The organism is Photobacterium sagamiensis (genome assembly GCF_050337085.1).
Classification (GTDB): domain Bacteria; phylum Pseudomonadota; class Gammaproteobacteria; order Enterobacterales; family Vibrionaceae; genus Photobacterium; species Photobacterium sagamiensis.
The window spans coordinates 1-20,325 of record NZ_JAKJSP010000024.1; the positions used below are offsets into that span (position 1 = coordinate 1).

Consider the following 20,325-nt stretch of genomic DNA (forward strand, 5'->3'; position numbering starts at 1 on the left):
GGTGGTAGTGGTTACTCATTACTGAGTAGGCACAAATATCAATGCAATAGATACTGCTGAGTTGTTTGATCTTCGCTTCAATCCACTCGCGACGGTGTTCAAAAGACGTTTCTGTTGCTTCATCGTAGCCACAGAGAAAGGTGCGCCGCACACAGCGTGAAACACAGTGGTAATAGGGTGTTGATTCCAGGCAAATCTGTTGTTTTCTGGCGGTGGTCATCAGTCACTCCTCGCTGGTTGAATAATGACCATAGCTTATGAATTGGGTTTGAAAAGGGGCTGAGGATCAGATTGGGATAAGTATTGTGGTACGGTGAAATTAACAGAATTGATGGTTTCTTAAGTGTGCCTGTCCTATATACAACGCTTGAAAGCCTTTGAAGGTAGCTCCTTTGCTATGACGCAAGTTGGTCAAACCGGTGGCTATGATTTCTCCTCAGGCTCTGTAACCGGTGGTATTGGCAGTCATTATCGCAATCACCGCTGATCTTCAGGGAGCGGGGTTTTAATGTTCAGAGGCAGTTTCAGGATAACAGGCACAAAAAAGCCGCTTAATAAGCAGCTTTTTTGTATTTGGCTCCCTCTGCTGGACTTGAACCAGCGACATACGGATTAACAGTCCGGCGTTCTACCAACTGAACTAAGAGGGAATTATTTGGAGCGGGCAGCGGGAATCGAACCCGCATCATCAGCTTGGAAGGCTGAGGTAATAGCCATTATACGATGCCCGCATAATAAATGGTGCCGACTACCGGAGTCGAACTGGTGACCTACTGATTACAAGTCAGTTGCTCTACCTACTGAGCTAAGTCGGCACACTTTATCTTTTTGTATTCACGCTTACGCCTAAATACGAATTTGGCGGAGAGATAGGGATTTGAACCCTAGATACGCTACAAACGTATGCCGGTTTTCAAGACCGGTGCTTTCAACCACTCAGCCATCTCTCCGAAGGCCGATAATAGTAGGGAACACCGATGGTAATGTAAAGATCAACCAAACTAATCGGTTAATATATAAGCGTATTTGACGCGATAGGCATAGACCGAACCAAATTTTGAGAGTGAGATCATAAATTGTTGGGGGTGGTATGAGGTATGTTTCACATGAGGATTTATAGTTCCAACTAATTTGCCCCTTTCCCCTTTTGAATGGGGCTTTTTTTTGCCTGATCAAACCTAAGTTACTGCGTAACAAATAGACCATTTAACGTAACGCGCATTTACCGCACCACAACGGAACGGAAATGGAACGGAAAGGTCGTCTCTGCCAGCCTTTCCGAAGACGGTCTGAAAATTAAGCTGTACAAAAAGTGTACAGCTGTTATTATCTCGCTCGCTCTGTTGTTCAGAGAGTTATTAAATGCAACATCAAGTACAAGTTAAACCTTCAGCTACATCTACGTTATCGTTTTGTACCTCAGTGTTTCCCTTATATTTACCGTAACATTAAATAATTCAACCGCTTAGCACGTCGCATTCTGGCGATTTATTTATTAWTTTTTATAAGGGRCAGCATATGTCTAATTCAAGTACTGGTATCGTAAAATGGTTCAACGAAGATAAAGGCTTTGGTTTTATCACTCAGGATAACGGCGGCGCTGACGTATTCGTTCATTTCCGMGCTATYGCTTCTGAAGGTTTTAAAACTCTAGCTGAAGGTCAAAAAGTTTCTTTTGACCTAGAGCAAGGCCAAAAAGGCCCTCAAGCAGCGAAYGTAGTTGCTTTATAATTARAAGACTTATCTTCTGAAAAAATGCTGGCTATGGCCGGCATTTTTTATATCTGTCGTTTAAGCATTAGTTCGGTACCCAATCAACATAACAGGCAAACAATGAATCACCGAAAGGTCGCCTCATGGCGGCCTTTCTTGTATCTATTCGAGAGTGATGTTCTTGTCACGGCGTCACGTTTTYCRGTCACCCRTAAGCCGTGGCCTAGTAGTGGTTACCCACCATTTCTGTGGATGTCGTGACATTTCTGGCAGAGCAACAGAGTGCTTATTTGYGTGACAAATGTCGCATATCCAGCACTCTTAACWGCAYTGTAASTGAAATWGGCTATATTTAATTCAGACTATTTTTAAATAGTTCTTTATATAAATTCTTCTACTATTTTTATTCTCAGGCTTACCCAGAGTGAAGGAGTCTATACTGCTACAGTTTTTATTCTCAGACTTACCCAGAGTAAAGGAGTCTATACTGCTACAGTTTTTTTTCTCAGGCTTACCCAGAGTAAAGGAGTCTATATAAGAGAGGCCGCCATTGGCGGCCTTTTTACGTTACAGGGTTATGATTTTGGTCACCTATAACATTGGCTGACAGGCCAACGAACCACAGCACATACGCGATGGGATTGTAAATACCATATTGTATTTATTCCCAAGGAAAGACAGAAAGTGATATTTGGTGCGATTAGAAAGCACCTTGGTGATGTCTTTCATGAATTAGCACTACGGCAAGGGATAGTTATCGAAGAGGCTCACTCGCGAGAAATGAAAATTTTTCGGGCCTCTTAGTCGCCACCACCAGAGGCTTATCAATTCGCTTGAATTGAAAAGAGTGCATCCTCAATAGATTCACTTCTGCATAAAGGGCACTTTCCTGGCTTCTTCAGACGCTCCCGCTTCTTAAAGACAAATCCACATTTTTTACATTGGTAAGGGGTGATAACCAGTTTCCTGTTATCCCTGTGAATTGTTTTTAAAATATACTCGAGGTTATCATAAACCTCTTTTTCCGAGATTTTAGCGGCAGTCGAAATCTCTTTGGCGGTGCAGGAACGTTCAGACAGCAAAGTTGTTATTTCCTTTCGTGTTGTCTCCTGTCTTTCAATGGGGATAAATAGAATTTTATCTTTATGCTTCATGACCATGCTCCTACTAAGGCTAATGAAAGTGTAGGTCAAAATGTCATTGCTTATCTTTCTTGTTCCAAATCACCAAATCACCAAATCACATTCTTTCATCTGCAGTCTTATATGCATCAAGTGGAATTCTTTGCTATAGATATAAAAGAGATGGCTGGAAAGACAAGATGGAAGTGCAAAGGTTATTGCTGTTACCTAAGGGCGGTAGTGTGTTTTAAATGAGGTGAAAATGGAAGTCATTAAACAAGCATTTATGCAGGAATACTTGTCCCAAGTCAGAAGTTTATATTCATCATTTGCTGATAGTTTGCTACTTGCACGTGGTAATTTAGCCGACATCGCTTTGGCTAAAAGAAAGCTAGAGTTAGGGCTAAATAAAGCAAGAAAGACATATTTGATGGCCATCGATGTGGTCTCGTCGATGGCTATTGAAGATATTATTGAAGATATTATTAATGAGAATGAGCTAGCATTGCCCACAGAAATTGAAGACATAGACCCAAAAATTAGATGCGTTCGCTGTGGTGAAAGATATGATCCAAAGGTTGGTCATTGCCCATGTGGAAGCTACTAGTATTCGATAAAGGTTGAATTGCGGCTAGCAAGGTCATCAAGGTAAAGTAAGGTGGTAGTAGCGCACACCTTATTACAGGTGTATGCCACTGGGAGGTTCAATGCATTTAGTCATGTTCGATATTGATGGGACACTTATCCAATCTTGTGAGTTAGATGCAATTTGTTTTTCTGACGCAGTAAATAGTATTGTAGGTATCGAAATTAAGAATAATTTATCTGATTACACAAATATCACTGTCTCGGGAATACTGGATGAGTTTATTGCGCAAGTAGGTTTAATGAACCAACGTGATGAAATTCATCATCGAGTTAAAGATGAATTTGTACGTAGAGTTAACTTAGAACTAAAAGTCACGCCTGTTCGTGAAATTGAAGGTGCTATATCATTCCTTAATCAGCTCAAATCTCGTCAAGATGTTGAAGTTTCAATAGCAACTGGCGGTTGGGAAGATAGTGCCCAATTGAAGTTGAAATCAGCAGGATTCGATATATCAGGTATCGCTTTTGCGTCGGCTTCAGATCACTTTCAACGAACAAAAATAATGCAAGTTTCTGAGTCTCGTTGTAAGTGCAAAAATTTCATATCAAAAACGTACTTTGGTGATGGAGTATGGGACAAGAAAGCTTGTATTGATCTTGCTTATAACTTTGTCTTAGTTGGTGAACGATTAGAACATAGTAAGCAGATTGATAATTTCTTAATACATCCTCAAATTATGTCACATATTGGAATATAACGATGAATCAAGGTGATGCGTTACACTCGGTAGTTTTATCTTGAATTAGGCTTTGTAATTACAGTGTTCAAATTAAGTTTGGTGGCCTCTCTGGTGATATCAAACATATCCAATTCAGTAGATTAGGTGATTAATCCGAATGAATAATATCTTTATCATTGAAGGAGATTTAACGAAAGCGAATGTCGATGCAATCGTAAATGCCGCTAATCCAATAATGATGGGAGGAGGCGGTGTTGATAGAGCAATTCATCGAGTTGCTGGGCCTGGCTTACGTGAAAAATGTTTCAAGGTTGAACCTGTTAATGGCATTCGCTGCCCAGTTGGAGAAGCTCGAATTACATCGGCAGGGAACCTGCCTTCAAAGTATGTAATTCATACCGTTGGGCCGAGATATAAACAAGTTGATAATCCTAGAGAATTACTTGAATCAGCTTATTTAAACTCGCTTCGGTTGGCTATTGAAAATCAATGTCAAACAGTAGCATTCCCCGCGATATCTTGTGGTGCGTACGGTTATCCTCATCAAGAGGCAGCAGAGGTCGCGCTTGGAGTATGTAGTCGCGATGAATTTAAAGCACTTAAAATTCACTTCTACCTAATCAGTAAACAGATGGTAGAAATATGGAGTGATGCAAAAAGTAACATGGATGAGGAATACACTGACCGAAACCTTGGGTGGAATATCAAAGTCAACCGAACAGAAGATTTCGTTTCGTACATCTATACAAACATCGATACTGGTGAAACCATCGAAGGTAGTTCACTTGTGTCGACGTTTGAGTTGCCATCGGAAACAATTCAAGAGCATATTGATGTACAGAATAGGCTCAAAGAAGAACGCAGTGCCGGTGTCGCGGGAAGCCAAATTAGCAGGCGCATCTTGGAGATGGTCGGAGAGTTGCACAAAAGAGGGTATGAATCTTTATACATTGATCCGACCATGGCACCGAGTGGATGTTATTGGCGTTACGAAATTGGCGTAATAGTCGAAGGCCTTTGGCCAAGTAGGGCTCTTGATATTAATGACAGAGAGATCTGCCCGATATCTGGGTCCATAGGTGGAGGCTATGATCAGGAAATTCCGTGGGGAAACCCGTCTGATTCGTTGTCAGAATTCATAGATGGTTTTCTCGCAACCTACCCACACATCTTAGAAAGAGCAAGAAATCCAAATGGTCCATACATCGAGTGGTATCAAGAAATGCTCCAAGCTACCGCCCCCGAAGGTCTGCTGATATTTTGCTCCGACTACGGCCCCTGTTATGAGTACGCTTACACTTGGGGAAAGCCAAGGGATTTCAAAATGCCCATGCCGCCAGGGTTCGTAGGGGACTAATGCCTAACAAGAGCATAATCGGCGGGAACAAACATCATTCGTTCCCCGCTTACATCTTGATTGCTTAGGAAAATAGGTTCTTCTGAGAGCCCTGTATCGCCTCACGAGTCCCACTCGCGTGAAATAAAAAATTTTCGGGATTCTTAGTCGCCACCACCAGAGGCTTGGTGTAAAAGAGTGATTAACAGGCACAGTTAGAGGGGTCTAACAATGCCTGTTTTCTACTGATGCTCTAATGAGTAATCTGCTGCTTGAGAAGGTTAAATTTCTTGCTGTGTTGATCTTCTTCGGCACAAATACTTAATAGGTCATCAATAAAATGATGAAGTGCTCGATGTTCAATCTGCTTTATTTGCTCTTGCTGTTCTTCAGTCAGCATGTGATACATCGTTGCTGCACCAAAGTCTCCGAAAATGATATTGGCTTCTTCATCAAACAGGGTGTTATGCGCGTATAAGTCGCCATGGCATACTTGGTTTGAATGTAAATGCGCAAATACATCTTCCATTTGAACAACGATTTTATCAATTTGTTCAATGGATAGAGTAAAGTCCTGTGGAAAGGTATCACGGGTGCAACTTTTAAAGCATGGTGGTAGCCCTAAGTTACTATAGTGAGGGGGTATCAAGTTCATGATTAACGCTAAATACCCTTTTTCATTCACTTGCGCCAAAGATTGTACTAGATTTGAATGATTGCCTACTTTCAAACATGCTTGCAATTCGTCTTCTGGATAACCATCGCTAGTGACCTCTCCTTTAAAGACTTTAACCGCAATATCATCAGGGAAGGTGGGTTGATGTTTATTCCAAGCAGCCTTTGAAATAACCCCTGACGCACCTTGCCCAAGTACTTTTTGTAACGTGAAGCTTGATGACGGTATTTCTGGGACTGACTGAATGCTGACATCTGACTGGCTAAATGGATTACCTGAAAACGCAAACCAAGCAAGTTTAGGTAAACCCAGTAATTGATCTGGGCACTCAGCCAGTTGGTTGGCTGAAATACGCACTAGCTCGAGGTTTGTAGACTGAGCCAAGGTTTGCGGTAGATGTGTTAAGCGATTGCCCGCTAATGCTAACTTTTGTAATCGTGGCCGTTCGCCCAAAGCGTCAGGCAAGGTTTCAATGTGGTTATCCGTTAAGATGAGCCAACGTAACTTTGGTGGTAATGAGTTTTCTGGAACCTGATTAATTTTATTTGATTTGAAACCCACCATTTCTAAGTTAGGGCATTGACCAAGCACTTCAGGTAGTGTCTCAAAGTGGTTGTTTGAGGCAAAAATAATTTTAAGTCTTTGAAGCTGCATTAGCTCTTTTGGCAATGAAGCTAATTGGTTGTTGGATATATCAAGAATTTCTAAGCTATCAGCCAGTGATAAAATTTCTAATGGGAATGACGTTAAGTTTTCAGATAATTTTAAGTGCTGAATGCCAGCTAATTCGCCAGATTTTAGCTGAGAAAGTGTCTGCAAAATAATGAATCCATAGTGAGAGTGATACAAAACGGCGGGTAGTCTACTAGAAAATTGAGCAAAAAGGGTAGTAGCAGGTAGATTGGTCATAGACAAAGTTATAATTATGCCGCACGTCGTAGAGAAGATGCTTGGTATGAGCAGAACCAGATCATTAGTCACCGTTTTATTCTTGGCAGAAAAAAGTAACGGCTTCATCGCACGAACCCTTGGGGATGTCGGTCGTGGATGTACTTGAACTTAATCCTGTGGAATCGCACTGGTTCGTGTTCTGCAATCGCGGTCGCAATAAGTTGATAAATAGCTGGAAACATTGTTTAAATAAGAAATTAAAATAGTAAAAGCCGCTGTTTTTACTATTCTTTTAGCATGCAAAAGGAACTTGATAAGCCCTCGGGCATTACCGCGAAAATCCAAGCTTATATATCTTGGCTGGTTCAAAATGTCAGCCAGGAAATTACAAATAAAGTCGAATCCCGCATTGCCGAAAAATACTAATAATCGGGGTATGAAAGTAATGATAAACATAAATCGATTCATGACCACCGTATTGTTGGCCTTTATTACGCTGTCTGCCTATGCGCAAGTCGATCCGGCGCCTCAGCAACTCAATGAGTGGCGTAATTGGGTGCTTCGCAATTCTAACGTCGGTTGTGTGCCACCGGTGGCTCAGGAAGGCAAGCGCGAATGTTATTTTACCGGTGACTTAGCTATTACTATTACGGGTCAGCAGGGTACATTTGAACTGCCCGTCACCGTCTATAAGGAAACGGCTGTCTCTCTTCCCGGCGGTCGAGTCTGGCCTTCAGATGTCACTGCAGGCGGGAAGCCCGTACCTGTGATACAGGTTCGCAATAAGCCCGTGGTTTATTTAGCGCCCGGTAGCCATATTCTGCGAGGGACATTGGATCTGCCGCCGGCCTCGAGTGATATTCAGCTGCCAGAGCGTTATGGGTTGCTTCGGGTCACCGTTGATGGCCGAAAGGTAGATCGGATAGAGATTGACAGCCTGGGGCGGTTCCGTTTTCGTCAATTGGCCCAAAGGGAGACGGGTGAGGCTGATACTGTCACTGCCACGGTGTTTAGAAAACTAAGCGACAGCATTCCCTTTGAAGTCGAGACACAGATCAAACTCCATGTCGGTGGTGATGCAAGAGAGGTGGTGCTTGGCCCCATTGTTTTTCAAGACCATCAACCGCTATTTCTAAGATCCAATCGACCGGCACGGTTAGAACCAGATGGCACACTGCGATTGCAGGTTGCGCGTGGAACCTGGGCAGTCAATATTCGCACTCGAGCTTCAGTGCCTGTCAACGCGCTTACTTTGCAGGCCGGTGACAAAATGCCCCTGGAGGAGCTTTGGGTCATCGAGCAGCATTCCGATCTAAGAAAGATCGAATGGTCAGGTCTACCACAGATTGATCCACAACAGACCGAGCTACCTGAAGCATGGCGGAAATTTCCTGCATTTGTGGCCAAAGTGGGGCAGACGCTAACGCTCAAAGAACTACAGCGTGGCGATCCCACCCCGGTGAGCAACCGTCTAAGCCTTAGCCGCGTGCTATGGCGCGACTTTGAAAATGGAGGATACTCGGTCAAAGATACCATTGTGGGTGAGATGCGCCGAGACTGGCGGCTCTCATTGGCAAGTCCGTTTGAACTTGGGCGGGCTCTGATCGGCGATGAACCGCAATTTATCACGCGTCTTGCCAATGGTGCGCGTGGTGTCGAGGTGCGTCAGTCATCGCTTAACTTTATTGGTGAAAGCCGTATTCCAACGGGCGGTGGAAAGCTGCCCGTATCGGGATGGGATACCGACTTTGAGAGTGTATCTGCGCAACTGTATTTGCCTCCTGGCTGGCGGGCGATCCACATCAGTGGCCCCGATTTTGTTTCGGCAACCTGGGTATCAAAGTGGAACCTGCTTAATGTCTTTCTCGCAGGATTGATAGCGCTCGCCTTTGGACGCATTTTTGGCTGGCTGTGGGGGGGAGTGGCAGCGGTCACTTTACTGGCAACTTTTCATTCGCCTCTGGCACCAGTATGGACGTGGGTGTTGCCGTTACTCGCCATTGGGCTTCTACGGTACTTTAAGCAAGGCCGGGCAAAGCGGATCCTTGAATTTTTTCAGCGCATCAGCCTGATGGTGCTGGGCCTGATGGTCATATTTTTTGCTGTGGATCAGGTTCGTGCGGGGCTCTACCCGCAGCTCAAGGAAACGGCTAGCGTAAGACCGTATGCCTCTCTTACAAAGGCTCCCAAGGTTATGAGCGAACGTGCAATAGATGAACTGCGTCAAGAAGACAGGCCTGCCGAATTAGAGCAAAGTAAGATATCCAAGTTCAAGCAAGAGCTTTATGACTCATCCCGTGATGAGCCCCGCAAGCAACGACTTCAGTACGATCCGGATGCCAAGATCCAAACAGGGGCGGGGTTGCCTAGCTGGACAGGGCGATATGTACAACTGAAATGGAGTGGGCCGGTGCGCTCGGATGAAACCTTCTCACTTGTCGTGGCAGGTCCGCTTGTCAATTTGCTCTGGGCGATCATTAACGTCATCTTAGTTTCTCTGCTGTTTGTAAGGCTACTGGGCGTCTTCGATTGGAAGGCTCGCCTTGGGGGCTGGAAGGCGACCGCGACTGTGTTGGTTATCGGTGTGCTTGCGAACGCGGGCGTCACGCCTTCTGTCGAGGCTGCACCTTTTCCTCCCAAAGATTTGCTCGGGGAGTACCAAAAACACTTAGAAAAACCACCTGCCTGTTCACCGCAATGCGCAACGATTAACCGGGTCGCGGTAAGGTTAATCGAACATCAGCTGCGTCTGGATCTTGCCTATCATGCCGAGGCTCCGGTTGCTGTGTCGATACCGCTCACCTTTACCGGCTGGCAACCGGATGCCGTAATCGTTAATGGACATCCGGCAAAGCAGTTGTGGCGGCAACAGGCGGATCAGCTCTGGCTGCCGCTCAAGAAAGGAGAGACGCACGTTCAGGTTATTGCCGATGTCAGTGCGCAAAAGAGCATCACATTACCCCTTTCAAGCTATGCACACAATGTATCTGTAAAAGCCAAAGGCTGGCAAGTGAGCGGCTATGAGAATGGCCAAGTGCTGGGAGGTAATTTACAGTTTGCGCGCCAGCAGCACGCAACCAAACAGGAACTGGCCCCCACAGAAATTCCAGCTTTTGCGATGGTTAACCGCCGTATCTCCCTTGGCCTTACCTGGGACATGCAAACATCGGTGGTGCGTTACTCGCATAATCAAGAGGCTATGCTGATTGAATACCCGCTATTACCCGGGGAAGAGGTGCTATCGCAAAACGTGCAGGTAAAGGATGGCATAGCGTGGATCAGACTTCCTGCCGGTATCAATTCGGCTAATTTTGTATCCCGCGTGGCGGTAATGCCAGCCTTAGTGCTTAAGGCCAGTGAGGGCGATTACGCCGAGACCTGGAGTGTTTCCCCGGGGCCGATTTGGCACATGGAACAGACGAGCGGGATTGCACCTGTACTGGTCGAGAATCGTACCTGGGGGCCGACTTGGCGGCCCTGGGCTGGTGAGACTGTTGTGCTGGATATCAAGCGACCGGAAGGCGTATCAGGGCCGACGCATACGGCACGTCAGGTCGACTATCGAGTGAAGACGGGGAGCAAACAGCAAACGCACAAGCTGACTCTTTCTATTACCAGCTCCCAAGGGGCGCGCCATACGATAGCCCTGCCTGAGAACAGTATTCCCCTGAAGGTTCAAGTTGATGGTCGGGCGATCCCGTTGGATGAATCAAAGTCCGAGATGGCGTTCCCGCTCACGCCGGGGGAGCAGGAGATCATATTGGAATGGCGTCAGGCGGAAGGGGGCGGTGCCTGGCTGAGTACCCCGGCAATCGACATTGGCATGCCAGTGGCCAATGTCCATATTAGCACCGCCGTACCCAGTGATCGGTGGGTATTATACCTCATGGGGCCACGTCTTGGTCCTGTGATACTGTTCTGGGGGGTATTTCTGCTGTTGCTGATATTTAGTGCTGCGCTTGGATGGCTCAAGATCCGCCCGCTAAAAACATGGCAATGGGCGATGTTGGTCATTGGGTTAGCGCCGGTGTCTATCATTGGGCTTGCCGTAGTGGCGACCTGGTTCTTTCTGCTTGCCCTGCGAGAGAGGGTAGATGTTGATAAGATCCGCCCGGTGTTTTTTAACATGGGGCAAATCGCCTTGACTTTAGCCACACTGGCGGCGGCGAGTGCCCTTTTTACTGCTGTACAAACAGGCCTTCTGGGTTATCCGGACATGATGGTGGAGGGCAATAGTAGTAGTCGCTGGGGTCTCCAGTGGTACGAAGACCGTATGGAGGGAACACTTCCGGTGGCTTCTGTATTCTCCTTCTCAATCTGGGTGTACCGTGCGGTGATGCTGCTCTGGGCGTTATGGCTTGCAAACTCAGTCTTGCGCTGGGCAAAGTGGTCGTGGGAGAGTTTTACGGCAGGAGGCGCTTGGAAACGAGCACCGAAGAAAGAAAAGGTGAATGTTCCAGACAAGAAGGCTGCGCCTGAGAAGCCGAATGATGACAAGTGAGCTCTACATTAGCTCAAAGGGTTAATGCATAGACTTTCTCAGCTAAAAAGCATTAGTTCTGAACTTGTTGAACATGCTTGCATCAATAGTGTATGTAGGCCAATTCAACAATTTGAAAACGGTGAAGAGGTAGAAAATTACAGTGGAGAAAAATCGTGTGAATGCCATCCGCACGGCTAAAATATTATCAGGAACGGAATAAGGTAAATGCTATGTCAGAAGATAATTTTGATTGGGTTTTGCGTGAAAAACAAAATATAGCTCAAGTCTTAGAGGAGATCGCCGCTGAAGTTCCGGACATTAAACACGATACAATTAGATTGTTATTGGACAATAACAAGCAGCACTTTACTGTTACCTCTTTCGTGTTGGATGCTGCTTATCACCCAGACAATCAACAAGCGCTGCTTACAAAAGATACAGCTACACACGTCGCCCTTCTGCACGATTTCACGGTTCCTATCTATGACGGCAATTGGAGTATGCGCCTGGCTGAAGACTTGATCTCAAAACTTGAACAGCTTTAAAACCAAGGAAAAAGGAAAGAAGGATTTCATTATGGGATTTGAACAACTGAGCCATGCAGAACGAATCGTATTAATTGGCTTGGTAAGGCGTGGCGGTTCAACCAGTGAAACTTTCAGCTATGGTTTTGTTACCGGTGATATGTCTGTGTTTAAAGGTTTTTACAAGAACCTGCATGAAGCATGGGGTCGACTTGATGCAGACCAGCAAGATGCGGTAATCGCCGCCCGTAAAGTGGCGAATATAGGGTGTCATTGTCCTGAGGTCGCTAGCGCTATTGTGCCAGAACGTGATGATTTTGTTCTTGAGTTCACTCGCTGGAAACGCAAGTTGATGTTAACGCAGTTAAAAGCGGAATGGTTTGAAGAAAACCCTAACGGTGGCGTGGGTGAAAACAATAAAGAGTTACCTGAAAACGTACTGGCTGATCATATTGAAAGCGTCGATGCTGAATTGATGACGTATTTCTAAAACAACGGAAAAATAAGATGAACTTGCCGGAGCCTTGTTCGGAGCATGGGCCATTGTTCCGAATTACGGTGGTCAGCCGTGACGCTGTTATAGTAAATAAGCGAAGAGCGACACGACAACTAGGCTTATAGTTAATGGAACAGCGTTTTTACAAGGATGCACGATGGAACAGCTGACAAAAGCAAAACAAGCAGATTTCGATCGGCGATTTCTGGCTGCCTATGCAGAGTATGCCGCCAACTTTACCCGCCCGGCCTTCTCGGCCGCCGAACTCAAACGCATCTTAAAAAAACATCAGTTGGTCCGTAACGGCAAGCTGATCAGCCATAAACAGTTTTCTACCCTGCTGATCCGCCACCGGTTGCTTTCCAGAGATGCCTGGCGCAACCAGATCACTGACGATCTATTTGATACGTTGTTAAAAGCCGGGATGAAAAAGACCAGGATCATCCGAATTCTGGCTGATACTCTTCACATCTCGTACTCCAAAGCACTGAGAAAGATTAGAAAGCACGGTCTGGTCGCTAAGCTCCGGAGCAAAAAAAACTGACAGCTGCGTTGCCTGCGTGGCCAATTTGCATATTGAGGTAAGTAGGCTGGCTATACAACAGGTTTGATTGGTCGGACAATCAGCTTAAAGCGTATGATCTGACATAGAGTTGCACGGTTACTACTCTAGAACACCATTGCATGGTCAACGAGAAATCTGCCATCTTTGTCCACAAGTACCATTTCGGCAACATATTTGCCTTTTGCTTTAGTAAAAGTCTGTTTCCACACGATCGCTGCTGAATCAGGACGCTTGAAGACTGCTGCGATTTCACGTTCTGTGAAAAACCCCTTTTCTTCTTGATACTGTTTACATATTTGTTGAAAATATTCTGTAGTTACAATACTTTTCATTCTGTCGGTAAAATCTTTTACGTGCTGCTCATAATCGATCTTTGTTGATGCATCCATCAAGTTATCCATTATCGGATTAGCAATATCTAAAATTGCCTGTTCTGACATATCAATGAAATTCATTTGTTCTCCATTTACTTTCTATAATGTGGTGTACGTTTTGCGTTATATAAGGATAATTTATAAGCTGTCATCACACTGATGACCAAACCAACAATGGCGAGTGTAACTTATCATCTTGGTCTTTTGGTATGCAACAATAACTATTTGATTTAATTAAAAAATAGTCGAAGTTTATGCATCATATCCTTTGCTGTTTAAAAGGACTTTACTTCATCGGCCGTTAGATAACGCCATTGACCGAGTTCAATATCTAAGCTTACTTCACCAATCTTTTCACGGTGTAATGACACAACCCGGTTACCAACCGCTGAAAACATACGTTTAACCTGATGATATTTGCCTTCAGTTATCGTTAAAAGAACTTCTTTGGGATTAACGACATCTAATTTGGCCGGTAAAGTAAGTTGTTTTTCACCCTGTAACTGAACGCCATTCTCGAACTTCATAGCAACGTCATCAGCGATAGAGTCGCGCAAACCAACACGGTAAACTTTTTCACACTTTTTATTCGGCGTGATTATATTGAACGACCAACGACCATCATCAGTTACCAACACCAATCCAGTGGTGTCAGCATCTAAACGACCTGCTATATGCAGTTCAGATCCGTTCTCGATATTTATATAATTGAATATAGATGGATAAACCTCATCTACGTTTGAACAAATGGTATCAAGAGGCTTATACATCATTATGTAACGCGAACTACGCGATGTCAGCTTTTCTCCATTGAGAGTAATGGTATTATTTTCATGAACTTGAGTTGCTTCGCTTTCAATCACATTACCATTGACTATTACATCTCCTGCATTAATCACCTGCGTTGCTTCAGATCTGGTTAACTTGGTACTTTTACAAATAAATTTATCAAGGCGCATTACAGACAGCATTAGTAATATGGATAAGGAATGTTATTATCCTTGCTCATCAGTAATAATCAATACAAAGAACTAACAGAGAACTGCGGACTCATCTAACCAGCCATAATCCTTAGTGGTTATTTGATGGCCTGTGCTGTCGACATAACTTCAAAGCGGCTTGACTGCTCCACCAATGCTACTATGCCCAATGGGTCTTCATTGTTTAGCTTTGACGCAAAATCGCGCTACTATAATTTTAGGTTAAAAGCGGTGTTTAGGTAAAACGTATGCCACTCCCGATACTTTATTCATTACGGCGATGTCCTTATTGCATGCGGGCGAGAGTAGGGTTGTTACTGGCAAAACAGCCTGTAATGTTGCGTGATATGGTTATGAGAAATGTACCTGCCGAGATGTTAGCAGCCTCACCAAAAGGGACGGTACCTGTATTAGTACTTGATAATTCGTCGGTGATAGATGAAAGCCTGGATATTATGATTTGGGCATTAAATAAACACGACCCCGATAATTTATTGCTCAGTGATCAATCTAATGCTTTTTCTGCGATGCTAGCCTTGATAAACCGCAATGATAATGAGTTTGTAGAATCGCTGGAGAAATATAAAGTTGCTGCTCGCTATCATGACATTGCCGAAGTCTATTATCGAGAGCAATGTGAGCTCTTTATTTACCACCTTGAGCAGTGCCTTACAGAGCATGATTTCTTTATGGGGATTAGTCCGAGTTTAGCTGACTACGCTCTCTTACCCTTTATTCGCCAATTTTCCCGTGTTGATCGCAAGTGGTACATTCAAGCACCATATCCGAACCTTCAACGCTGGCTAATTGCACATTATCAAAATCCATTATATTCGAAAGCCATGACCAAATACCCGCAGTGGTTAGATAACCATGAAGCCTTTTTATTTGAAAGTGAGTAATAACCTCACTATCAACAATTGGCTGAAAGAGTTGGCAATGACGGCATGTAACGCATTACCTTGATTGTTTTGATATGCAAATGTGAAGATTAAGCGGTAATTTCAATTCGATTACCCTCAGGATCCAAAACACAACTCTCGTAATACCCATCTCCTGTTTTTCTCGGGCCATCCAGCACTTCAAACCCATCTCTAGCTAATCGCTGAGTTAAACGATCAACTTTTTCTTCTGATCCAATAGAGAACGCTAGGTGAACAAAGCCTGTAATTTGATCATAAGCATTATTCTGATTCTGAGGGATTGTAGGTATATGCATAACCTCTAAGCGAGCACCGGAGTCGAAACTCAGAAAGTATGATGAAAAGTTTTTCGCCGGATTGAAATACTTTTCATTTGCTGTCGCGTTGAAGTATTTGATGTAAAACTCTTTCAATTTTTCTAAATCTTTAGCCCAAACAGCAATGTGTTCAATTTTCATCATGATCACTCAACTAATCTAACGTATTGGTGTTTAATCTACTTAAAAATCAAGAGATAAAAAACAGAAAATACATGGTGAAATTTTTTCCTCTTTACGGGTTGAGATGATGTGTTTTTGAAATAATAATCATGCTACCACCCTTAGGTATCTATCCTACATCCGAATTATTTATAATTTATTTAGATCGCTGTTTATTCAAGATTGGCGCGATGACAAAAAGCCGTTCATAGAAGTGAACGGCATTTGATTCTCGATAGTGTTAGCGCTCAATAATATGAATTAATTACCAAATTTTTGAAACGTTAACGGTAGCCGTATTTCCATCTTCTGACTGATCAGCGATTTGGAATAAGATACCATAATGTGGTGTCAGGCGGCCTGTCGCTGGTCGAAGTGGGTTAGAGTAGTCTTCCCAATCAATAAACATCGGGTTACCAACTACATAAGGATCTGAAAGTGTTCTTCCTTGTTTGTCGACAAGATTGATTTGTTGACCAGGCTTGCTATTGAAAGCAGCGTCACGGACTTGGAAACGTGATGTTGCAGGTGTGCCATCACTCCATATTTGAGGGTTACGATCGGCATCGACTACTCCTAGCCATCCTTCACCAGGATGAGACGCTACTCCGTTGTCGGTATGTGAGGTGTCTACATACCAAACGACCATGCCCTCATCAAAAGTCATAATATGATTATTACGATTAATTCTGCTCAAACCACGGTCTACACCTTTATGTTGACGCCATTCTAAGAGGTAGTAGTGCTCGTAATTAAAATTGCCGTCATTTAACTCGATACCCGCATAACTGACTTCCGGATGTTCGCTTTCCCCGTCGAGGGTTAATATGTTTTGACCATCGCTAGTGACACTAATGTTATCCATCCAGAAACCGTTTTTGATCAGACCTCCATCGGTTAGGTATTGGACGCTGACTTGTATTGGCTGGCCTGCAAAAGCGCTTAGATCAAATGTCGCATCGGTCCAACCGTTTGATTGGCCCGTAAAGCCAATCCCAAACCCAATTTCATTTGGGTCGTAAGTGGTGGTGATTGATCCCGCAATAGGCTGACCATTGACTAATACGCGACCATAGTCAAAATCATCTTCGATATCGTAGTGTATTTTGAATGACAGAGAAGCGTTAGCAGATGCCGTAAGATCAACATTAAAATGAAGTAAGTTATTGAGGTTGTTGCCTCTTGCGGAATAAAATGAGTTAGATCCAATTGGCTCGATTAAGTTAATAACTTTTGCCGGTAAATTGACTCGTAAGTAATCGTGATTTGGCCCTTTCATTGCGGCTTGATCGAGAACATAGGGAACAGAGCTAGTGGTTAATTCTGAAAATTCAATGGTTTTTCCTTGCAGCCAGTTGCCTCCCAAAGAATTTTGAAGGAATTGACGAGCCCAAGGGCTGAATCCTGTTGGTTCTGTTCCTGGGATCAGGCCGGCCCAAGAACCAGAAGACATAATTGACCAGTATGATACTGGCTCTCCAGGAGGTGAATCGTATTCATCTTTACCGTAGACGGTGTCATATTCGTCAGGTAAACCCAGGTCGTGTCCATATTCGTGTGCGGCAACACCTGCTGCGGCATCAATGGGTTGGATGGTGTAATCGTAGGCTGCCATTAAGCCTCCCCAAATTGGAACACTTGCTTGTGTTCCTTCGATGGCAAATACCCCACCAAGATTCCAACGGTGTGACCAAATTGCATCTGATCCCAGGTTTCCGCCGCCGGCTTCTTGCCCGACAGCAGAGTGGAAGATCATAATATGATCAACAAGGCCATCAGCTTCCCTATAATCGCCATCGCCATCTAAGTCATATCTGTCTTCTAGATCATAATCGGCAAGGTTGACATTAGGATCTGCTGCTGCAGCAACCAGCGCTTCGCGTACTAGAGCCCGAGCATTGATATCGTTGTTTGAACCTTGTTGTGCACCATAAAAAGCGGCAGGGTGCTGAGCCTTATACCAACCAGCAACGTCACCAACTTGTGTATATGAACCGCCGCTTTGTTGGTTATAAAATTGAACCATGGATATAAGGTTATTTCCGTTGCTGCCAATATATCCATTAGGGCCGAAAAGCATATCTTGATAGTGATTTGGTGTGTAGTCATCGTAGTAATTGGAAGTTTCACTAGACGTAACTTTATTGGCCGGATAATCCGGAAATTCAATGAGAATGGCTAAAATTTTATCTTGAGTAACGGGGCCCTCCCAAACATCTGTATAATCAGACTTCCCGTCTGCTTCCATTGGGTTAGATGCCTGTGCCTGATCACCTGACATCAGCTGAACTAAGCGCTCTTTCCGCTTTTGTTCAAATCGAGCAAGCTCACCTGGCTCTCCACTATGCGTATGATTTTCTGCGAGATATTGATGGAGAGCTTTAACAGCTTCGGTCTCATTGGCGTCTGTCGCAATTTGTCCGCCTTCTTTTAGCATACTGATAAGTTTGTCCTGGTTTACAATACCAAGATCCACAGAATGATTGTGTTTATGAGGTGCACTAATCGAGGAAGTAGAAATGCCTGCTAGCAGCACCCCCAGCGCCACTTTGTTGAAAGCGCTTTGTAAAAACCAAATTGAGTAGTCATTATGTAATCCTTTAACTAATGGAAGCATTCTCACGCTACATACCCATCAGCAAAGCTAATGTTTGTGATGATTGCGAGCGAATGCGATGTCGAAAATACGTGATAATGATTACTTGATAAAAACTAAGCTCTGGCTTTGCGATTGAGTGTGTAGTTTTAATAGATTGAATTGTATATTTGGTTATCTTAATTTCCAGATAATACTTTGGTATATCTGGAAATCGCAAAATGTTTCCCTGTATTAATAATGAGTTCACTAAATTAGTCTATGCGTAGTTGCATAATAAGTAGTCGTATATGTCAAATTATTATTGTTTGTATACACTAGTATCTTGATGGGTTTTAATATATTTGTCTGTTTTTGGAGGGGGAGGCAGTTAGGCTATTTTGTTGTAAAGTGAGTTGTTATTCATTGATCGTCAGCTAATAATGATTGGTGGCTCTATTGGAAGTAGGCATTTATTCTAAGGTTTTATTGATTTTTGGTCTAATGTCATAAAGACATTTCTTCGACGCATTCTACATTTTCTTATTAACGTAATGAAGAGTTGGTGCATCAGTTATTAGGCGATGTTTATGCCATTCTCTAAATAGAACCACTATTCACTCAAATGGCTGCCTTGCCTAAAAGCCCATGAATTCTCGCTGAACTCTGCATCTTGAGGTAGCTTGGGTATAATTCAATGATAGCTGGAAGGTTTGTTTGTTAGGGTAATCACAACGCAACGGTTGTAAATATTACCGTCTTGATATTAGCAATAATCAACACAGAGTAATGGAGTTATTTTGAAGATGTAATGGATATTCGCGCCAAGCATGGCAATTACGTCAATATGCCATGCTGTCATGATTTATGGACAGCGTGCATTGTTAAGCGTACAATATGCTGCTTTTTAAAGCACTATCTATTAGGAGACAGTAGCAAAGTGACATTGAAATCGCAGCACAGAATTGTATTTGTGTATCTTGTTCTGGGTTCACTGTGGATCTTTTTTTCTGACTTAGGTCTTGATCTTTTATTTGATTCTGATAAGGCTCTTACATCCGCGCAGAATATTAAGGGATGGTTTTTTATTGCTGTTACTGGGTTATTGCTGTTCATTTTTATTGAAAGAGATATTGAGGCCATAAATAAAAAAAATAATGAATTGGTTGAAAGCTATGAACAGACTTTGAGTGGGTGGGTTAAAGTTATGGATCTGCGACATAAGGAAATCAAAGATCACACTCAGCGCGTAACACAAATGACGATAGAATTAGCAAAACTAGCAGGTATCACTGCAGAAAACAGGCTTAATCATATTCAGTATGGTGCAACACTTCATGATATCGGAAAAATTGGAATTCCTGATGCTATATTGATCAAGCCGGAAAAGCTAGATGATGAAGAGTGGGAGCAGATGAAAAAGCACCCCGAGATAGGGTATGACATATTATCAAATATTGATTTTCTACAGCCTTGTCTTGATATTCCGTATTGCCATCATGAGAAGTGGGATGGCAGTGGCTATCCACAAGGCCTTAAAGAGAAAGAGATCCCAATTGCAGCGCGGATTTTTGCGGTAGTTGATGTTTGGGATGCTCTCATTCATCCACGAGTTTATAAATCTGCTTGGCAGGAAAAGGATGTACTGCAATATATTGAGGAACAGGCAGGAATGCATTTTGATCCAGAAATAGTACAGCTATTTCTCGGTAACTATGTACAACTAAAAAGATACGCAATAGTCAGCTAACAATGCGACACTGCCAATAGAGCGAAATGACATAAGTTCAGAGATGGAATAACAGTGAAGTATAGCAGTCTCTGTTGCTACTTCAGGTTGTTACGTTACAGTGTAACTGGC

General features: G+C 43.6%; 17 protein-coding genes, 4 tRNA genes and 1 pseudogene. 11 read left to right on the top strand and 11 right to left on the bottom strand.

From position 1 onward, the window contains the following. From L4D76_RS12105 to L4D76_RS12125, 5 genes are all read right to left on the bottom strand, one after another. Nucleotides 1–220, bottom strand: a 220-nt coding sequence (locus L4D76_RS12105) for a transposase (protein ID WP_489686027.1), incomplete at its 3' end; no start/stop codon positions are given. Between the two features lie 354 nt (nucleotides 221–574). Further along, a tRNA-Asn gene (locus tag L4D76_RS12110) sits at nucleotides 575–650 on the bottom strand. A gap of 6 nt (nucleotides 651–656) precedes the next feature. Further along, a tRNA-Gly gene (locus tag L4D76_RS12115) sits at nucleotides 657–731 on the bottom strand. Nucleotides 732–739: 8 nt separating this feature from the next. Further along, nucleotides 740–815, bottom strand: a tRNA-Thr gene (locus L4D76_RS12120). Between the two features lie 44 nt (nucleotides 816–859). After that, nucleotides 860–950, bottom strand: a tRNA-Ser gene (locus tag L4D76_RS12125). 568 nt (nucleotides 951–1,518) lie between these two features. On the opposite strand from L4D76_RS12125, the gene cspE reads away from it, so the two are divergent. Then, nucleotides 1,519–1,731: a transcription antiterminator/RNA stability regulator CspE gene (gene cspE / locus L4D76_RS12130; protein WP_428439671.1), complete on the top strand. Its 213-nt coding sequence runs from the start codon at nucleotides 1,519–1,521 to the stop codon at nucleotides 1,729–1,731. A 585-nt stretch (nucleotides 1,732–2,316) separates the two neighbouring features. After that, nucleotides 2,317–2,484: pseudogene (locus L4D76_RS12135) on the top strand (transposase); the annotation flags it as partial. Nucleotides 2,485–2,537: 53 nt separating this feature from the next. On the opposite strand, the gene L4D76_RS12140 reads toward L4D76_RS12135, so the two are convergent. After that, complete coding sequence (locus L4D76_RS12140; protein WP_428441159.1) at nucleotides 2,538–2,867, bottom strand: transcriptional regulator; 330 nt, start codon at nucleotides 2,865–2,867, stop codon at nucleotides 2,538–2,540. A gap of 229 nt (nucleotides 2,868–3,096) precedes the next feature. Here L4D76_RS12140 and L4D76_RS12145 point away from each other — a divergent pair, with 229 nt between their 5' ends. The 3 genes from L4D76_RS12145 (at nucleotide 3,097) to L4D76_RS12155 (ending at nucleotide 5,519) form a co-directional block, all read left to right on the top strand. Then, nucleotides 3,097–3,441 (top strand): hypothetical protein, encoded by a 345-nt coding sequence (locus L4D76_RS12145; protein ID WP_428441160.1) that lies wholly within the window; start codon nucleotides 3,097–3,099, stop codon nucleotides 3,439–3,441. A 100-nt stretch (nucleotides 3,442–3,541) separates the two neighbouring features. Beyond that, on the top strand, nucleotides 3,542–4,180 hold the full coding sequence (locus L4D76_RS12150) for an HAD hydrolase-like protein (RefSeq protein WP_428441161.1): 639 nt from the start codon (nucleotides 3,542–3,544) through the stop codon (nucleotides 4,178–4,180). Between the two features lie 139 nt (nucleotides 4,181–4,319). Further along, on the top strand, nucleotides 4,320–5,519 hold the full coding sequence (locus L4D76_RS12155; RefSeq protein WP_428441162.1) for a macro domain-containing protein: 1,200 nt from the start codon (nucleotides 4,320–4,322) through the stop codon (nucleotides 5,517–5,519). Nucleotides 5,520–5,751: 232 nt separating this feature from the next. On the opposite strand, the gene L4D76_RS12160 is transcribed toward L4D76_RS12155, so the two are convergent. After that, on the bottom strand, nucleotides 5,752–6,993 hold the full coding sequence (locus L4D76_RS12160; RefSeq protein ID WP_428441266.1) for a leucine-rich repeat-containing protein kinase family protein: 1,242 nt from the start codon (nucleotides 6,991–6,993) through the stop codon (nucleotides 5,752–5,754). A gap of 442 nt (nucleotides 6,994–7,435) precedes the next feature. Between L4D76_RS12160 and L4D76_RS12165 the strand changes: the two genes are divergently transcribed. The 4 genes from L4D76_RS12165 to L4D76_RS12180 all read left to right on the top strand — a co-directional run bounded on the left by L4D76_RS12165 (nucleotide 7,436) and on the right by L4D76_RS12180 (nucleotide 13,112). Next, nucleotides 7,436–11,566, top strand: a complete 4,131-nt coding sequence (locus L4D76_RS12165; protein ID WP_428441163.1) for a hypothetical protein — start codon at nucleotides 7,436–7,438, stop codon at nucleotides 11,564–11,566. A gap of 212 nt (nucleotides 11,567–11,778) precedes the next feature. Further along, nucleotides 11,779–12,093, top strand: coding sequence for a hypothetical protein (locus L4D76_RS12170; protein ID WP_428441164.1), 315 nt, complete (start codon nucleotides 11,779–11,781; stop codon nucleotides 12,091–12,093). A 31-nt stretch (nucleotides 12,094–12,124) separates the two neighbouring features. Then, the gene (locus tag L4D76_RS12175) at nucleotides 12,125–12,562 is read left to right on the top strand and encodes a hypothetical protein (RefSeq protein ID WP_428441165.1); all 438 of its coding nucleotides are present in this window, start codon (nucleotides 12,125–12,127) and stop codon (nucleotides 12,560–12,562) included. Nucleotides 12,563–12,725: 163 nt separating this feature from the next. After that, entirely contained in the window at nucleotides 12,726–13,112 is a 387-nt protein-coding gene (locus L4D76_RS12180) for a hypothetical protein (RefSeq protein WP_428441166.1), read from the top strand. Nucleotides 13,113–13,237: 125 nt separating this feature from the next. Here L4D76_RS12180 and L4D76_RS12185 read toward each other — a convergent pair whose 3' ends face one another. Continuing rightward, the gene (locus tag L4D76_RS12185; RefSeq protein WP_428441167.1) at nucleotides 13,238–13,588 is read right to left on the bottom strand and encodes a hypothetical protein; all 351 of its coding nucleotides are present in this window, start codon (nucleotides 13,586–13,588) and stop codon (nucleotides 13,238–13,240) included. 194 nt (nucleotides 13,589–13,782) lie between these two features. Beyond that, nucleotides 13,783–14,466 (bottom strand): pseudouridine synthase, encoded by a 684-nt coding sequence (locus L4D76_RS12190; RefSeq protein ID WP_428441168.1) that lies wholly within the window; start codon nucleotides 14,464–14,466, stop codon nucleotides 13,783–13,785. A gap of 269 nt (nucleotides 14,467–14,735) precedes the next feature. Here L4D76_RS12190 and L4D76_RS12195 point away from each other — a divergent pair, with 269 nt between their 5' ends. After that, nucleotides 14,736–15,389, top strand: coding sequence for a glutathione S-transferase (locus L4D76_RS12195; RefSeq protein ID WP_428441169.1), 654 nt, complete (start codon nucleotides 14,736–14,738; stop codon nucleotides 15,387–15,389). 89 nt (nucleotides 15,390–15,478) lie between these two features. Here the strand turns inward: L4D76_RS12195 and L4D76_RS12200 are convergent, their stop codons facing one another. Next, nucleotides 15,479–15,868: a VOC family protein gene (locus L4D76_RS12200; RefSeq protein WP_428441267.1), complete on the bottom strand. Its 390-nt coding sequence runs from the start codon at nucleotides 15,866–15,868 to the stop codon at nucleotides 15,479–15,481. 286 nt (nucleotides 15,869–16,154) lie between these two features. Beyond that, on the bottom strand, nucleotides 16,155–18,506 hold the full coding sequence (locus L4D76_RS12205; protein ID WP_428441170.1) for an immune inhibitor A domain-containing protein: 2,352 nt from the start codon (nucleotides 18,504–18,506) through the stop codon (nucleotides 16,155–16,157). Between the two features lie 769 nt (nucleotides 18,507–19,275). Between L4D76_RS12205 and L4D76_RS12210 the strand changes: the two genes are divergently transcribed. Continuing rightward, nucleotides 19,276–20,214 carry an HD-GYP domain-containing protein gene (locus L4D76_RS12210; RefSeq protein ID WP_428441171.1) on the top strand — a complete coding sequence of 313 codons (939 nt, stop codon included), beginning with the start codon at nucleotides 19,276–19,278 and terminating at the stop codon, nucleotides 20,212–20,214. Nucleotides 20,215–20,325: the final 111 nt, after the last annotated feature.

Coding starts and splice junctions, on each gene's coding strand:
- L4D76_RS12140 (WP_428441159.1), bottom strand. CDS start 2,867: ATGAAGCATAAAGATAAAATTCTATTTATCCCCATTGAAAGACAGGAG.
- L4D76_RS12145 (WP_428441160.1), top strand. CDS start 3,097: ATGGAAGTCATTAAACAAGCATTTATGCAGGAATACTTGTCCCAAGTC.
- L4D76_RS12150 (WP_428441161.1), top strand. CDS start 3,542: ATGCATTTAGTCATGTTCGATATTGATGGGACACTTATCCAATCTTGT.
- L4D76_RS12155 (WP_428441162.1), top strand. CDS start 4,320: ATGAATAATATCTTTATCATTGAAGGAGATTTAACGAAAGCGAATGTC.
- L4D76_RS12165 (WP_428441163.1), top strand. CDS start 7,436: ATGTCAGCCAGGAAATTACAAATAAAGTCGAATCCCGCATTGCCGAAA.
- L4D76_RS12170 (WP_428441164.1), top strand. CDS start 11,779: ATGTCAGAAGATAATTTTGATTGGGTTTTGCGTGAAAAACAAAATATA.
- L4D76_RS12175 (WP_428441165.1), top strand. CDS start 12,125: ATGGGATTTGAACAACTGAGCCATGCAGAACGAATCGTATTAATTGGC.
- L4D76_RS12180 (WP_428441166.1), top strand. CDS start 12,726: ATGGAACAGCTGACAAAAGCAAAACAAGCAGATTTCGATCGGCGATTT.
- L4D76_RS12185 (WP_428441167.1), bottom strand. CDS start 13,588: ATGAATTTCATTGATATGTCAGAACAGGCAATTTTAGATATTGCTAAT.
- L4D76_RS12190 (WP_428441168.1), bottom strand. CDS start 14,466: ATGCGCCTTGATAAATTTATTTGTAAAAGTACCAAGTTAACCAGATCT.
- L4D76_RS12195 (WP_428441169.1), top strand. CDS start 14,736: ATGCCACTCCCGATACTTTATTCATTACGGCGATGTCCTTATTGCATG.
- L4D76_RS12200 (WP_428441267.1), bottom strand. CDS start 15,868: ATGAAAATTGAACACATTGCTGTTTGGGCTAAAGATTTAGAAAAATTG.
- L4D76_RS12205 (WP_428441170.1), bottom strand. CDS start 18,506: ATGCTTCCATTAGTTAAAGGATTACATAATGACTACTCAATTTGGTTT.
- L4D76_RS12210 (WP_428441171.1), top strand. CDS start 19,276: ATGGATATTCGCGCCAAGCATGGCAATTACGTCAATATGCCATGCTGT.